This window comes from Aliivibrio sp. S10_S31 (assembly GCF_014694495.1).
Lineage (GTDB): Bacteria > Pseudomonadota > Gammaproteobacteria > Enterobacterales > Vibrionaceae > Aliivibrio > Aliivibrio fischeri.
The window spans coordinates 14,421-28,814 of sequence record NZ_JAAUWR010000009.1 but is presented as its reverse complement, the minus strand read 5'-3'; the positions used below and the strand labels follow the sequence as shown (position 1 = coordinate 28,814).

Below are 14,394 nucleotides of genomic sequence, written 5' to 3'. Positions count from 1 at the left end.
ACATATCTTAGAGGCCAATTAATCATTGGCCTTTTTTCAAAGTGTAGAAATAACTAATGAATATAAAAAAAGGCGTCGTTGGTAAAGTTTATCATTGCCCGATTAAAGGGGAATTTGAATTTATCTCTAATGGGCTGATTACTATCGATCAGCAAGGTAAGATATGTGACGTTCTCCATCCTTCCGATCCTAATTATTCAAAAACGCTTAACTTCTTAAAAGAAAAAGATTCTCTACAAGAGTTAACCGACCAACAATTTTTATTACCTGGCATGATTGATCTTCATATCCATGCTCCACAATGGCCTCAAGCTGGGAAAGGGTTAGATCTTCCTCTCAATGAATGGCTTGACCATTATACGTTCCCTTTAGAGCATAAGTTTAGCGATCTGTCATTTGCAGAACAGTACTACCCTCACCTAGTAAAAACCTATTTAGCTAACGGCACTACAACAGCAACCTATTTTGCGACTATAAATACTTCATCTTCTCTTTATTTGGCAGAAACTTGCATAAAATATGGCCAACGTGCATTAGTTGGTAAAGTCTCAATGGATGATAAGGAGATGTGTCCTAATTACTACGTGGAAGAGAGCGCAGAACACTCTATTCAAGAAGCAGAAAAATTCATAACATCCTTTTCTCAACTAGCTAATAACAATAACTTAGTCGAACCAATTATCACGCCTAGGTTTATCCCTACCTGTTCGTTAGAAGCATTAAAAGGGTTAGGTGATTTAGCGAAAAAATATCAATGTGCGGTTCAAACTCATGCTTCAGAAAGCGATTGGGCAAGAGATTTCAGCCAAGAAAAATACAATAAAACAGATATCGAAATTTATAACGAAGCAGGGTTACTGGGTGAACGAACCATCTTAGCTCACTCTATTTTCTTAACCGATTCAGACATTGATATCATCAAGCAAAAAGGTTCGGGTATCGCTCACTGTCCAAGGTCCAATATCTATTTTGCAAATGCAGCATTGCCATTGCGTGAATACTTAGATCAAGAGATTCAGCTCGGATTAGGTTCAGACATAGCAGGAGGCCCTCTTCCTTCTCTATTTATGGCTTGCTCTGATGCAGTCCTTCACTCAAGAGTACGAGAATGTGGAACGAATGCAAATCTACCAGCAGAAACAAGAGGCCAATCGAATAGCCGAGTCTCATTGTTAGAAGCTTATTGGATGGCAACAACGGGTGGCGGTCAATTATTAAAACTACCGGTTGGACAATTTAAAAAGGGTTACTGCTTCGACGCTCTAGTTATTGATGATGAAGATTCTAACCTATTGATTTGTCCTGATCTCGATTCACCTCAAGACATACTAGAAAAAATCATCACTCACACAACAAGAAACAATATTCGCCAAGTTTGGGTTGATGGCAATCAAGTAAAGTAAAACGTTTAGAGTTGAGTTTGCAGAAAAAATTACGAACTGAGACAAAGTAGAATATTCTGCAACTCATTCTTTATTATTATCGCATTTTTTTATGAAACCATTACCATAGAGCTATCTTTAATACACAGAGATAGAGCATGGATCTGTTTCAACAATTAATCTCAGAGCTTAATTTACCTAAGATCTCTTATGTTAAGAATGAGTTGCTTTTACAGCAATCGACACCAATTAATTCGCTTCTATTTTGCCAAGACGCCGATTTAACCATTTTCCATATAAATGAACATGGTAAAGAATTTATTCTTGGAGTAGATACGAATTATTCAGGTCCTCTAGGTGAGATGGAATTCTTCCAACGAAAGCCTTATTCAACGTTGAATGTTAAAGCTAACAAAGCTGGTTATCTCTATAAAATTCCTAAACTTAAACTTCTTGAATTATTAAGAGAAAAACCAGAGCTAGCGATTCTTCTGCTCGAATTCATTTCAACAAGATATAACAAAAATATCACTAAACTAATGAATAACATCACATTATCTGCAAGGATTAATGTCATCGAACAAATCCTCGAATTAAAGCAGCACTCAAATAGTCTGCTATTTAAAATTCCAGTGACCTTAAAAGCCAAGCAGCTAGGTATAACTGACCGATGTTATCGCCAAATTTTACAAGTTTTGGAAAAAGAAAATAAGCTAATCAAACAAGGGCATGAGTTTGAGTTACTGGATGAAAAAGCACTAAAAGACGAAGTGCTTTATACCGAAGTAGACAAATAAACATGATCATCGCTATTTTTTATATGGCGATACGATCGTATTTCCTGTCACGGTATGATGAGATACCATCACTAAATCTTGATATAAGGTGCGAATATTCTCTTCACTCAACACATCATTTGGCTTTCCTTCAGCCATAATTTCACCTTGATTAATCAAAATCAAACGATCACAAAACTCAGCAGCGGTATTTAAGTTATGAATAGCAACCAATGCTGATTTTCCTTTTTGGCATTCTTGATATAAGACATTCATCAATTGAGATTCATGGCCAATATCTAAACTCGCCGTCGGCTCATCAAGTAACATTAAAGGCGTATCTTGAACTAAAGTTCGGGCAAAATGTACGAGCTGTTTTTCACCGCCAGATAAATCAGTAACATTACGCTTATGTAGATGCTCTATTCCCACTTTTTCTAATGCAGCTTGGCTTTGTTTCTCTATCTCAGCTGGAGATATAATTGAATGTTGCTGTCTCGCATGAAAACCAAAACCAATGGTTTCCATCACATTAAAAGGAAAAGCGGCTTCACTGTATTGAGGCAAATAACTCATACATAATGCACGCTCAATATGAGATAAGACAGCAAGAGATTGACCTTGGATCTCAATACTTCCTTCGGCATAAGGTTGAAATCCACTGATGCACTTCATTAATGTACTTTTCCCCGCGCCATTCGGGCCAATAATACCAACCAATTCACCAGAATTGACGGTAAAGGAAATCGACTTTAATAATGCCTTAGTCCCAACCTGATAGTTTAATTGTGAGACATTTAATAATGGCTTCATGCTAAACGTCCCTTTCTTTGAAATCGAATGATCAAACCAATAAAGTAGCAACCACCAATAAATGAAGTAATGATCCCCGCTTTCAATTCATTAGGCGCAATGATCCAACGTCCTAATAAGTCACAAACCAATAGAAATATCACACCAAATATGGCTGAAAACGGCAATAATTTCTCATGACTTGGTCCTACTAATAGACGCACTAAATGAGGAACCATTAAGCCGATAAAACCAATAGGCCCAGCAATAGCAATCGACATCGCCGTTAATAACGTAGCAAACATCAATAATTTAAATCGTGTCTGTTTTACATTTAGACCCATACCATGAGCACTCTCCTCACCTAAAGCGAGTAAATTGAGAGAACGACTTTCTTTGAGTAACAAGGTAGATACAATAATAATCACGGGTGTTGGCCATAATAAATGCTGCCACATACGACCATCTAGCCCCCCCATTGCCCAGAAAACAAATTGGCTGACTTCATACTGTTGCGCCATTAATAGTAGTCCCATACGAGCACCGCCCAATAAACTCGATAGCGCCAATCCAGTTAATATGAGAAATAAAATTTGTGAAGAAGAGTGACGAGATGCAAGAACATAAATAAACGCAGAAGCAGCAAGAGCACCAACCGTTGTAAAAACAGGTAACCATATCGGATTCATAAAAGAAAAACCCGTAACAATAGCGATAACAGCACCAAAACTGCTTCCCGAGCTTACCCCCAATACATCAGGACTCGCTAATGGGTTTTTAAATAATCCTTGAGTACAGGATCCAGCTAAAGCCAATGCACCACCAGCCATAATTGCAGCACACGCCCTTGGCAAACGAATGTGCATCACTATTGCAGAAGCAAGCGGATACTCTTTAGTTGCTAACTCACTCCCACCAAATATATAACTCTTAAACATAGCTAAAATATCAATGATTGGAATGTGAACCGCACCAAGACTTAAATATGTTAAGAATAATCCAATAAATAAACACGTAGATACAATAGCTTGAAAAGAGGTTAAACGATAAAAAGGCATCAGAGTTTCTTATAGGCAGAGTGATTAACAAACAGAATCGCATCAATAATATATTGGCTATAAACACTTCTTAACACATGTGGCATTTGATAGACCCGACCTTCTTTAATGGCATTAACGGATTGTAATGAAGGATCAGATAAGACGTCTTGCTTAAATTTATCAGCACCTTTTTCATCTCCATACACCCACGCTGGTATAAATAAAATATCTGGATTTAATGCAATGACCATCTCTTTTGATACGGGAACTTGCCCGTATTTATCACTCACTAGCCCTTCAATGGCATTATTCAGATTTGCCTGTTTTAAGACTTCATCCCAAGTAGAATCTTGACCGCTCGATGTTCCCCACGGATTATAATCCAAAGCAGTTAATCGCTTTTTAGGTAAGATAACCTCTTGCTGTAAACGCTGTTGCATATCTTCGATGACTCGCTCAGCAGCAAGTCGACGATTAACAATATCACCGACTCGCAAAATCTCTGTTTCAACCTCTTTTAAGGTATTAGGCGTTTGAATGCGATAAACCGGGATACCAGCACTCTCAATAATCGCTAACTTTGATGCATCACTCCAATTAGCAGCAAAAACAAGATCAGGACGATTCGCTATGATCATTTCCACATTAAGCGCTAACAAAGGTACTGATTTTGGCAAGATATCTTTAATCGCTGAATAGTTAGGGTTATTAGCAAGATCAGTCAAACTGGATAATTGTTCTTTATCAACCAACTCCAATAATACGGCATCGGTGAATAACGTTTTTGACGATATTTTTGTAGGTGCTTTATCTAAAATAACGGTATGACCTAACCCATCAACAACATGTAATGGATAGGTAGTTTCGGCCATCGTTGACCAAGAAAGCAAAAGAGAAAAAGCAATAATAAATGGGTTTAACGCAAGCCAACGCATGGCAACTCCTGTAAATCGCGTACATAATATGAACCAACTTCGTATCTGACTCAAACTCTTGCAAGTTCTCACAGTGGCGCGCCCGTTACGGATTCTCACCGTATTCCGAAGTAATCTTCATTGTACGATGCTATGTTGATATATTCTATCTATAACCCTGAAAACATGGAATTAATTAGAGATACCCCCTACAACGTGATAAAATTCATCACCTCTTTAATCAACAAAGTAATGATTTATGGCACTTAAAGCATCTGGAAATATTGGTGAACTTTCATACCCATTCATTTTTGAAGACAGCCCATTATGTGACTTTGAAATCTTAACGGATGAATTGTGTGCCTATACTGGCTTAGCTCTATCACAAGTCACTAATCAAGAAGTCCGTGAATCACTAGAGCGTCTACAACCAAAAATATTTCACCTTAATGGATCGATTCGTGGGAAATGTGGCATCTTTGAGCAAGACGTTCAAGAGCTCGTGTCTGAAATGCTTTACTTTAAAGAACAAGTTCATGACAAAGGGAAACGTTTTGTGCTTCCGCGAGGAACCGGTCCAGTGATTCAACTTCATCAATGCCGTAGCTTAAGTAAAAAAGTGGTTCGTGCCTTAGTCCTTATTGATAAATTAACCAATAAAACCATCCCAGAAACACTTCCTCGTTTTGCAAATGCGCTCGCTAACTATTACTTTGTGCTTACACGAGTATTAAACCAAGATATGGGCATTGATGAACCTGAATACACAAGCATTAACTATCCAACACCTGAATAGATTAAATATTATGTAAATATATCGTTAAGCGAATAATGAAAAAGAATATTAATAATAAGAACCATAATATTCTCTTTCATTATCAATGGCAGTAACACGATACAAGTCAATGCAACTCTATTTATGATCTTTAATTATATTGATAGCAAACCTCATATATTATAAAGTCCACCTCAATTATTACAGTCATGCAATAAATGACTTTTTTGTTAAATTTAGGTTAAGTGATTAGAGTGATTACATTTGGTAAGTCCAATAAATTATTTTTTTGGCCACGCTTTATCGTTTTATTTACAATGTTAAATATCTTATTATTTTCAGTGTTTTATTTCTATAAATTCTCACAGAACCAGATAGAAATAAGTAAAATAAAATCAGAACAAAGTGCTCTAATTTCAGCACAAAAAAAATACATTGCAATGACCCTAAACAGCATAGGGCAAGACTTACTGTTGCTTTCTGATTTTATTGAAATTAACAAAGCATACCAAAAACACGAACGTAAACTCATTAAACTAGCTGAAATGAACACGCTTGCTCTGAGCTTACGTAAAGGACTTTATGATCAATTAAGATACCTTGATCTTGAAGGCAATGAGCTCATTCGTATTAACTATAATAATGGTATTCCAAGTGTTGTTGCTGGTAATGAATTACAAAATAAATTTAACCGTTATTATTTTCAAGACAGCTTATCTTTAAATGATGGAGATATTTACGTTTCTATTTTAGATTTAAATATTGAGCATGGTGAAATCGAAGAACCTTATAAACCTATGATTCGTCTAGCTACGCCTGTATATGATGATCAGGGAAATAAAAGAGGTATCGTTATATTAAATTACCTTGCAGCGCATTTATTAGATGGTCTAAAACTATTTTCTTTGGATAAAAGAAACCATCACATGCTAATAAACAGTAATAATTACTTTTTATTTTATGATAAAAGACCAGATCTTGAATTCGCTTTCATGTTTAATGAAGACGAAAGTAAAACATACCCGGCAATTTATCCAATAACTTATTCTTGTATTGAGAAAGAACCTAAAGGTCAATATGAAATAGGTTCTGGAATTTTAACGTTCGATTCCGTATTTGCTTATCCAAAAAATTTAGATTCAGCAAAATCAGTTAAGATTGTTAAAAAAGACTCATGCTGGCGATTAATTACTTTCGTCCCTAACTACCCTAAATGGTCAATAGAACGAATTTCAAGTGGTGAAGTGCTTCTTATTGGATGCTTTATTCTACTTTCATTTATCGTATCGCTGGTTATTACTCAATTACAATTGAAGAAAAAAATTGACCATAACGAAATAAAGAAATTGGCTCACCACGATAGCCTGACTGGCCTAATCAACCGTGGATACTTTAAAAAATTGTTTCATTGGAAAATGCAAAAAGCACGAAAAAATGAAACCAAGTTAGCTCTGATCTACATTGATTTAGATGGATTTAAAGATCTCAATGACAACTTTGGTCATAGTGCTGGTGATTTAGCATTAAAAGCAGTAGCGAGAAATCTATATAGTACTTTCGCAGAAAATAGCTATGTTGCTCGATTAGGTGGCGATGAGTTTGCCGTGCTTATTCATACCGTTATTGATGAAGAAGAGATATTTGCTCTTGTTGAGGAATTTTTAGAGAGCAGTAATACTCCCTTGATGCTTGAAGATATCCCATATCAACTAAGCACAAGTATTGGCTTAGCTTTCTTCCCTGAACATGGTCGTTCTATTAACGAGTTAATGCATAATGCCGATGCAGCAATGTATGACATTAAACGTTCAGGAAAGAATGGATTTAAAGTATTTGAAAACCTTTAACTCAGGCTTTTATTACTAACCTTTACTACGCCCAAGCCACTTTAGTTTGGGCGTAGTGATTTAAACGCCAGCATAAAGCAAAAATAATCATATATAGAAAACTCGCTCCAAGCATTACCGCACTCCACCCTCCATGCTGCCAACAAAACATCAAATAAAAACCACCTAAACTACCACTGACATAATAATGCACCAAATACAAAGCTGTCGCCGTAGATTTAGCAGTTTCTGCTTGCTGACTCACCCAACCATAAGCTAATGAATGAGTAAAAAACGCTCCAAAGCTTAATACATTTAAGCCAATCACTATTATAATTAGTGAATCGCTTGTCGTAATAAACATTCCAATTAAACTCATTACAGTTCCGGTAAACATTCCCAATACAGGATTAAAACGTTGACTCCATAAACCCACTAACCTAGAACTTACTGTCCCGGATAAATAACAAAGAAAAATCATAGAAGTGATACTTAAAGGTAAAGAATATGGCTCAGCAATTAACCGAAAGCCGGTAACGGAATAAAGATTTACAAATAAAGCAAAATTCACCCCGCCAATGACCATAGCAAGAAAGAGGCGTCGGTTTCTTAAGTGTTGCACTATCACTCGATAATAAGCAGATAATTCCATTTTATCTTCATGTACTTTACTTTCTTTTGGTAATACAAAAGCAACAAGCATCGCACCAATAAAACTGACACTAGCCATGAATATCACGGCAGTTTGCCAATCAAAATGATCCGTAATGACCCCTCCAAACAACCGCCCTGAAATACCACCTAATGAGTTTGCACTAATATAAGCACCGATCGCATAACTGAACGCTTTTGCTGTAAATGCTTCAGCCATATAAGCAACCGCTACAGCAGTAAACCCAGCTAGAGCCATCCCCATTATGGCTCGACTCACAATTAATACGGTTAAGCTATCTGTAAATAGCGACAATAAGCCTATTGCTGGTAATAAAAATAGACTTAATAACATCACATTACGACGACCAATAAAATCAGAGACAATAGCCCAAGGCAAAAGCATAAAGGCTAACGTAAATGTTCCAGCAGCTAGCAACCAATTGATTTTCGTGGCAGATACAGAAAAGTGCTCAGCGAGAACAGGTAGCATTGGCTGAAACAAATATAAATTACAAAATACAATAAAAGACCCAAATGCAAGAGCTGCACTTACTTGATAATAGGCCTTACTTTTAAACTCAATCATCTTAGTGATCGCCATTAGAAAACTGTACTAAAACTGTAGCAACTCCATTTGAATAGTGAAAATATATTATAATTATCATTTCAATAGTATTTGGTTATCGCATGGATACTCGACTTCTTACTTATTTTGTCTCTATTGCTGAGCACAAAAACATGACACACGCCGCTCGCGCTCTACACATAGCTCAACCTGCCTTAAGTGTTGCAATAAAAAAACTAGAGAACCAACTAGAACTAGAGCTATTTCGTAGAGATGAGAGAAAAATGATACTGACTCATGAAGGCGAAGTATTACTGACTCATGCAAAGCAAATCCTACAACAATTGGACGACGCCACACTGGCGATGAAAGAATTGCGAGGTTTAGAGAAAGGGGAAGTTAGATTAGGTGTTCCAAGTATTATGGGGACCTATTATTTCCCAGATGTTTTAATGGCATTTAAAAGTCGTTATCCAAAATTAAAACTCACCATTGTTGATGCTGGTGCTCAATCAATACAAAAAATGCTGCTTGATGGCGAAATTGATCTTGGGATTACACAAATAAAAAACCTACCGAATGAACTGGATTCTGACCACTTACTTCGCTCCCAAATGGTTGCAGTTGTAAGTAATGAACATGAATTTGCTGATAAAAAATCACTCACTTTTTCAGAGTTTTTCTCTCAAGAATTAGTCATGTTCAAGCAAGGCTACTTTCATCGAGAAAAACTGGATGCCATCTGTAAACAAGAGGGACTAACTGCAAACTTTTCTTTTGAAACCAACCTATTAGCAGTGATCATGAAAATTGTAAAGCGTGACTTTGCCATTAGTGCATTACTAGAATTAGCTACCGAAAATGAGCCTGATATTGTTTCTATTCCATTTAGTGAGCCTATCTATTTAGATATATCCATTGCATGGAGAAAGAATGGTTATTTGTCTAAAGCTGATAGAACTTTTCTCGAATTTGTAAAACAAAACCATTAGAAGCTACATCAAGAAGCACGAAAAGTTCCCTAAAATTACACCTCATAAATGCAAAGTATGACTACCAAATTTGGTACTGACATTAATAAAAATTAGTGGAATATTAAATCTTACTTACTTTCTAGTTCAGTAACGAAAGTAATAAAAGATGAAATTAAAACAACAGCGCTAAACACTGTTTGCTAATAAATGAGGTGTCACAATGAAAAAATATATTCCTGTTCTATTTGCTCTAAGTGCTGTATCTGGTGTTAGTTATGCAGGTACAACAACACAAAGTGATTCTGTTGATTACTTACAAATGCGTAATGGCATTGCCTATCAAGTAAACCAAGAGACACCTTATACAGGGAAATTTGTTCAAAAATACGATAATGGACAAATCTCAACAAAAGCTCAATTCAAAGATGGCGTTGAAATTGGTACAGAAAGTAATTGGTATCCAAATGGACAAATGGCTTCGAAACTTAATTATAAAGACGGCAAGCTTGATGGTTTAATGCAAACTTGGTACGTGAATGGTCAGAAAAAAACAGAATTCACGTATAAAAATAATCAGTTAGATGGCCAAGCAACACGTTGGTATGACAATGGCGAAAAAAATCTAACCGTTAATTACGATGATGGCCAAAAAGATGGCCTATACACCAGCTACTACGCTAATGGTAAAAAAGCCACTCAAGCCAATTACGACGATGGAAAAATCAAAGATGGCTCAGTCACCCACTGGAACAATCATGGTGACAAAGTGGAACAATTAACTTTTAAAAACCAAAAAGTTGTATCAGAACAAACATGGATGCCAGAGAGTTAATCTGATTAAATTTGTTTAATTACCCATAATAAAAAGCCCTTATACCTATGATATAAGGGCTTTTTAACATATTTAATTAATGTGCCGTTTCTGTTTCTGTATCTTCATGCTTATCAGCAATAAAGCCATACATAGTCCAACCAAAGAACGTTACAATCGAACCCCACATCATTGCTTCATAACCTGAACCATACAGTGCATAGAAACTGTATACCGCAGCAACTACTGCAATAAAGTTCGTTTTGCTCATCTCTTTTTTATCTACATGAGCAAATTTTTGCATAATAAAGATAGCTGCCATGCATAAGATATAAGGCACCACGTTAGTTACAACCGCTAAGTTTACTAATGATTCAAATTGTTCATTTAGCGTAGGGCTAATTGTCATTAAAGATAAAGCTGTTTGAATCACCGTAATAATGATCATACCTTTGATCGGTGTACCACGTTTATCAACTTCAGAGAACACTTTAGGAAAGAAGCTTTCATCTGCCGAACTTTTAAAGACTGAAGCAATAGTAAACTGCCAACCCAGTAAAGACCCTGTACACGCAATAACAGCCAAACCAGCAACGGCTTTTCCTGCCCAAGTACCAAGCATAACTTGCCATACCAAACTAAACGGCGCAGTTGATGACGCTAACGCACCATTTTCTACAATACCAGCACAAATATTGGTTGAAATAATGTAAACCAATGCCGCAATCAACGTACCACCAAGTACCGCGATCGGAACGTTTTTTTCAGGATTTTCAACTGAGTCACTGTTTGCACAAGCTGATTCCAACCCTAAAAAGGCCCAAAGCGTCATTGCAATAGAGGCACTTACTGCCTCACCAAACGGCAGACTATGTGGATTCCAAGAATTTACGTACATTTCAGGACTAAACCAGAACCAACCAACAATACCTAAACTACATACGGGAAGAATAACGCCCCACACGGTAAAAGTACCTATTTGACCCGTTACTTTAGCGCCACCAAAGTTAGCCGCTGTACATAACCATAGAACCCCAATGGTTGCCATACAGGTTTGTATTGGAGTAAGTGTCACTTCGAAAAAGGCTTGAGCATAACCAACTGATGTAATTGCAATGGCAATATTGGCTATCAACAAGGAAAGACCATAAGTCCATCCAGCCATAAAAGCACCTGAATCACCAAAAGCATACGAGGCATATCCATTCATACCACCCGGACGTTTGCTAAAGCGTCCACATTTTGCAAACACATACGCCAAGCTCATAGAACCAATAGCAGTTACAAGCCAAGAGATAATTGAAATTGAGCCCACCTGTGCCAATTTACTCGGCAACATAATAATGCCCGAGCCTGCCATATTAATAAAAGTAAGGACGGTCAGTTGAACTACGCCCATTTTAGATTTTTGCGTCATAAGATCACCACTGAAGTGGCGCAGTAGGCAACACCTACCGCGCTCATTAGTTATTAATTTGATTCGTTAAGGACATAACAAAATGCAGTTGTTCGACCGTTTACTTCTTCTAAATAAACGCCTTGAATTTCAGGAGCAAAACCTGGGAATTGATTAATCCCCTCTTCTAATGCCAAGAAATACTTAGTCACTTCTGGTGTCCATTTTTCACCTGGAATAACGCATAGAACCCCTGGTGGATACGGAAGAGCACCTTCAGCAGCAACACGACCTGTCGCTTCTTTCAACTCAACATATTCACATTCCCCTCTGAAATATTGAGTATTCGCTTGTTGTGGTACCACTTTCATTTCAGGAAAATAAGCTTCACGGAACATGCAACGTTGGAGTTCTTTTACATTCAGCTCTCGATACATATTGTGCATCTCTAAGCACAATTGTTGGATGGTGTATCCTTTGTATCGTTCTTTATTAGCTTCATATACCGTCGGAAGCACAACTTGTAATGGCGCATCATCTTTTACGAATTGCTCAAATCGATTTATCTGAGCTACCAATTGATGCATTTTCGCCATATCTTCAGCAGGTGTTAATAAGAACAAGATTGAGTTCAAATCGCATTTTTCAGGAACAATACCGTTCTCACGTAAGAAATTAGCTAATAACGTAGCTGGAATACCAAAATCAGCATAATCGCCATGTTCGTTTATCCCTGCGGTAGTAAGCAATAACTTACAAGGGTCAACAAAGTATTGTTCATGACCATAACCTTCAAACTTATGCCAGCTATCTTGCGGATTAAACAAGAAAAACTTTTTCTCATTCGCGATCAATTCAGTGTCGTAATCTTGCCATAGCTGCCCATCGACTCTTTGTGGAATAAACGGAACTATATATTCACAACTGTTCAAAAGTTCTTTTCGTGTATCAATACCGATCTTCACACATTCATGCCACAATTTTCGACCAGAAGCCCCGTCATGAATTTTGGCATTGACATCCAATGCCGAAAACAGAGCATAGAATGGACTGGTTGATGCATGCATCATAAACGCATTGTTAAAACGTTTATGGTTACAGTAACGAGCTTGTCCTTTGATATGACTATCTTTTTTATGAATTTGAGACGTTTGAGAGAAGCCAGCCTGTTGCTTATGAACCGATTGAGTCACTAACACACCCGCATCTTCTGGTTTCAGATCTAGTAATAGTGGCGAGCAATCTTTCATCATTGGAATAAATTGCTCATAACCAACCCATGCAGAATCAAACAAAATGTAATCACATAAATGACCAATTTTATCCATTACAAATCGAGCGTTATAAATCGTACCGTCATACGTGCCTAATTGAATGATTGCCATTCTGAATGGACGTTTTTCTTTTGCTCGCTCAGGATCCGTTTTTGCAATTTGATCGCGAATATAATCTTCATCAAAACAATGTTCATCAATACCACCTATAAAACCATATGGATTTCGAGCTGTTTCTAAATACACTGGAATCGCTCCAGCCTGAAATAACGCACCGTGATGGTTTGACTTATGGTTATTACGATCAAATAACACTAAGTCCCCGGGAGTTAAAATTGCATTACAAGCAACTTTGTTTGATGCCGATGTCCCATTAAGAACAAAGTAAGTTTTATCGGCATTAAACACTTTTGCAGCGTGTTTCTGAGCTGCGCACGCATGACCTTCATGAATCAATAAATCACCTAATGCGACATCGGCATTACATAAATCACTTCGAAATAGATTTTCGCCAAAAAAGTCATAAAACTGCTTACCCGCAGGGTGCTTTCTAAAAAATTGTCCACCTTGGTGCCCCGGGCAATCAAATGCAGCGTTACCTTGGTCCACATAGCGTGTTATTTTTTCAAAAAATGGAGGCAATACCTTTGATTCGTATTTATGTGCTGCTTCATTAATTTGACGACAATAATACGAAATGGATTGCTGAGTTAAATCAATAACACTGGTTACTTTTGCGTAATCTGATGGGGATAATTGGCGAGCACCATCGCTACAAATAACAAAAACAGGGATACCGTAATACGTATCTTGAATCTGTTGATGAACTCTTCCTGATACATCATCACTTGATAAAATCACAGCACTTACATCCGTTAGCGCAACGGTATCTATCGGTCTTAATTCACGATTAAATGTCTCAACCAACATATCAGCAAGAGGCATGAAGTAATCGCCAAGATTATTACTTATCGCAATGCTTAAATTTTTCATAATTATTTTCTTCTGTTTGAATGACAGGAAGAAAATTAAATTAATTAAAATATTAAAAACAACATCAAGAGTAATTTGTTGATTAATATCACAAGAATAAGATTAATAAAAAAATCATTTTCAAATATACGGTTTTTCTACTTTCTTTTTAAATTATAAGATGATATTTACGCGCGCATAATATTAATTGACACAAACAAACTTGTTAATAAAATTAACCAT

At 36.8% G+C, this 14,394-nt stretch carries 12 protein-coding genes and 1 riboswitch; of the genes, 6 read left to right on the top strand and 6 right to left on the bottom strand.

Going from position 1 to position 14,394, the window contains the following annotated elements; all coding sequences use genetic code 11:
- Positions 1 to 56 precede the first annotated feature (56 nt).
- Both guaD and HC728_RS09485 read left to right on the top strand, forming a co-directional pair.
- On the top strand, positions 57 to 1,403 hold the full coding sequence (gene guaD, locus HC728_RS09490; RefSeq protein ID WP_017019556.1) for a guanine deaminase: 1,347 nt from the start codon (positions 57 to 59) through the stop codon (positions 1,401 to 1,403).
- Between the two features lie 137 nt (positions 1,404 to 1,540).
- On the top strand, positions 1,541 to 2,179 hold the full coding sequence (locus tag HC728_RS09485; protein ID WP_017019557.1) for a Crp/Fnr family transcriptional regulator: 639 nt from the start codon (positions 1,541 to 1,543) through the stop codon (positions 2,177 to 2,179).
- A 12-nt stretch (positions 2,180 to 2,191) separates the two neighbouring features.
- On the opposite strand, the gene HC728_RS09480 is transcribed toward HC728_RS09485, so the two are convergent.
- The 3 genes from HC728_RS09480 to HC728_RS09470 are packed head-to-tail and all read right to left on the bottom strand — an operon-like array spanning position 2,192 to position 4,925.
- On the bottom strand, positions 2,192 to 2,971 hold the full coding sequence (locus HC728_RS09480) for an ABC transporter ATP-binding protein (RefSeq protein ID WP_017019558.1): 780 nt from the start codon (positions 2,969 to 2,971) through the stop codon (positions 2,192 to 2,194).
- Positions 2,968 to 4,008: an iron ABC transporter permease gene (locus HC728_RS09475; RefSeq protein ID WP_065641669.1), complete on the bottom strand. Its 1,041-nt coding sequence runs from the start codon at positions 4,006 to 4,008 to the stop codon at positions 2,968 to 2,970. Before HC728_RS09475 ends, HC728_RS09480 begins: the two co-directional genes overlap by 4 nt.
- Positions 4,008 to 4,925, bottom strand: coding sequence for an ABC transporter substrate-binding protein (locus tag HC728_RS09470; RefSeq protein WP_065641670.1), 918 nt, complete (start codon positions 4,923 to 4,925; stop codon positions 4,008 to 4,010). Before HC728_RS09470 ends, HC728_RS09475 begins: the two co-directional genes overlap by 1 nt.
- 18 nt (positions 4,926 to 4,943) lie before the next feature.
- A riboswitch (cobalamin riboswitch) is annotated at positions 4,944 to 5,074 on the bottom strand.
- An 89-nt stretch (positions 5,075 to 5,163) separates the two neighbouring features.
- Between HC728_RS09470 and HC728_RS09465 the strand changes: the two genes are divergently transcribed.
- A complete protein-coding gene (locus HC728_RS09465) occupies positions 5,164 to 5,700 on the top strand; it encodes a cobalamin adenosyltransferase (protein ID WP_065641671.1) in 537 nt (178 codons plus the stop codon).
- 296 nt (positions 5,701 to 5,996) lie between these two features.
- Positions 5,997 to 7,526 carry a sensor domain-containing diguanylate cyclase gene (locus HC728_RS09460; RefSeq protein ID WP_194688029.1) on the top strand — a complete coding sequence of 510 codons (1,530 nt, stop codon included), beginning with the start codon at positions 5,997 to 5,999 and terminating at the stop codon, positions 7,524 to 7,526.
- A 25-nt stretch (positions 7,527 to 7,551) separates the two neighbouring features.
- Here HC728_RS09460 and HC728_RS09455 read toward each other — a convergent pair whose 3' ends face one another.
- Positions 7,552 to 8,745 carry an MFS transporter gene (locus HC728_RS09455; RefSeq protein WP_012535178.1) on the bottom strand — a complete coding sequence of 398 codons (1,194 nt, stop codon included), beginning with the start codon at positions 8,743 to 8,745 and terminating at the stop codon, positions 7,552 to 7,554.
- A gap of 101 nt (positions 8,746 to 8,846) precedes the next feature.
- Here HC728_RS09455 and HC728_RS09450 point away from each other — a divergent pair, with 101 nt between their 5' ends.
- Positions 8,847 to 9,716, top strand: a complete 870-nt coding sequence (locus HC728_RS09450) for a LysR family transcriptional regulator (RefSeq protein WP_005423561.1) — start codon at positions 8,847 to 8,849, stop codon at positions 9,714 to 9,716.
- A 202-nt stretch (positions 9,717 to 9,918) separates the two neighbouring features.
- Positions 9,919 to 10,530: a toxin-antitoxin system YwqK family antitoxin gene (locus HC728_RS09445; protein WP_012534832.1), complete on the top strand. Its 612-nt coding sequence runs from the start codon at positions 9,919 to 9,921 to the stop codon at positions 10,528 to 10,530.
- A gap of 76 nt (positions 10,531 to 10,606) precedes the next feature.
- On the opposite strand, the gene potE is transcribed toward HC728_RS09445, so the two are convergent.
- Positions 10,607 to 11,926: a putrescine-ornithine antiporter gene (gene potE, locus HC728_RS09440; RefSeq protein ID WP_017019565.1), complete on the bottom strand. Its 1,320-nt coding sequence runs from the start codon at positions 11,924 to 11,926 to the stop codon at positions 10,607 to 10,609.
- Positions 11,927 to 11,979: 53 nt separating this feature from the next.
- Positions 11,980 to 14,172 carry an ornithine decarboxylase SpeF gene (gene speF / locus HC728_RS09435; protein WP_065596104.1) on the bottom strand — a complete coding sequence of 731 codons (2,193 nt, stop codon included), beginning with the start codon at positions 14,170 to 14,172 and terminating at the stop codon, positions 11,980 to 11,982.
- Between the last annotated feature and the right edge of the window lie 222 nt (positions 14,173 to 14,394).

Bases quoted from the DNA above. Each gene is read 5' to 3' on its own strand.
- guaD (WP_017019556.1), top strand. From the start codon at position 57: ATGAATATAAAAAAAGGCGTCGTTGGTAAAGTTTATCATTGCCCGATT.
- HC728_RS09485 (WP_017019557.1), top strand. From the start codon at position 1,541: ATGGATCTGTTTCAACAATTAATCTCAGAGCTTAATTTACCTAAGATC.
- HC728_RS09480 (WP_017019558.1), bottom strand. From the start codon at position 2,971: ATGAAGCCATTATTAAATGTCTCACAATTAAACTATCAGGTTGGGACT.
- HC728_RS09475 (WP_065641669.1), bottom strand. From the start codon at position 4,008: ATGCCTTTTTATCGTTTAACCTCTTTTCAAGCTATTGTATCTACGTGT.
- HC728_RS09470 (WP_065641670.1), bottom strand. From the start codon at position 4,925: ATGCGTTGGCTTGCGTTAAACCCATTTATTATTGCTTTTTCTCTTTTG.
- HC728_RS09465 (WP_065641671.1), top strand. From the start codon at position 5,164: ATGGCACTTAAAGCATCTGGAAATATTGGTGAACTTTCATACCCATTC.
- HC728_RS09460 (WP_194688029.1), top strand. From the start codon at position 5,997: ATGTTAAATATCTTATTATTTTCAGTGTTTTATTTCTATAAATTCTCA.
- HC728_RS09455 (WP_012535178.1), bottom strand. From the start codon at position 8,745: ATGATTGAGTTTAAAAGTAAGGCCTATTATCAAGTAAGTGCAGCTCTT.
- HC728_RS09450 (WP_005423561.1), top strand. From the start codon at position 8,847: ATGGATACTCGACTTCTTACTTATTTTGTCTCTATTGCTGAGCACAAA.
- HC728_RS09445 (WP_012534832.1), top strand. From the start codon at position 9,919: ATGAAAAAATATATTCCTGTTCTATTTGCTCTAAGTGCTGTATCTGGT.
- potE (WP_017019565.1), bottom strand. From the start codon at position 11,926: ATGACGCAAAAATCTAAAATGGGCGTAGTTCAACTGACCGTCCTTACT.
- speF (WP_065596104.1), bottom strand. From the start codon at position 14,172: ATGAAAAATTTAAGCATTGCGATAAGTAATAATCTTGGCGATTACTTC.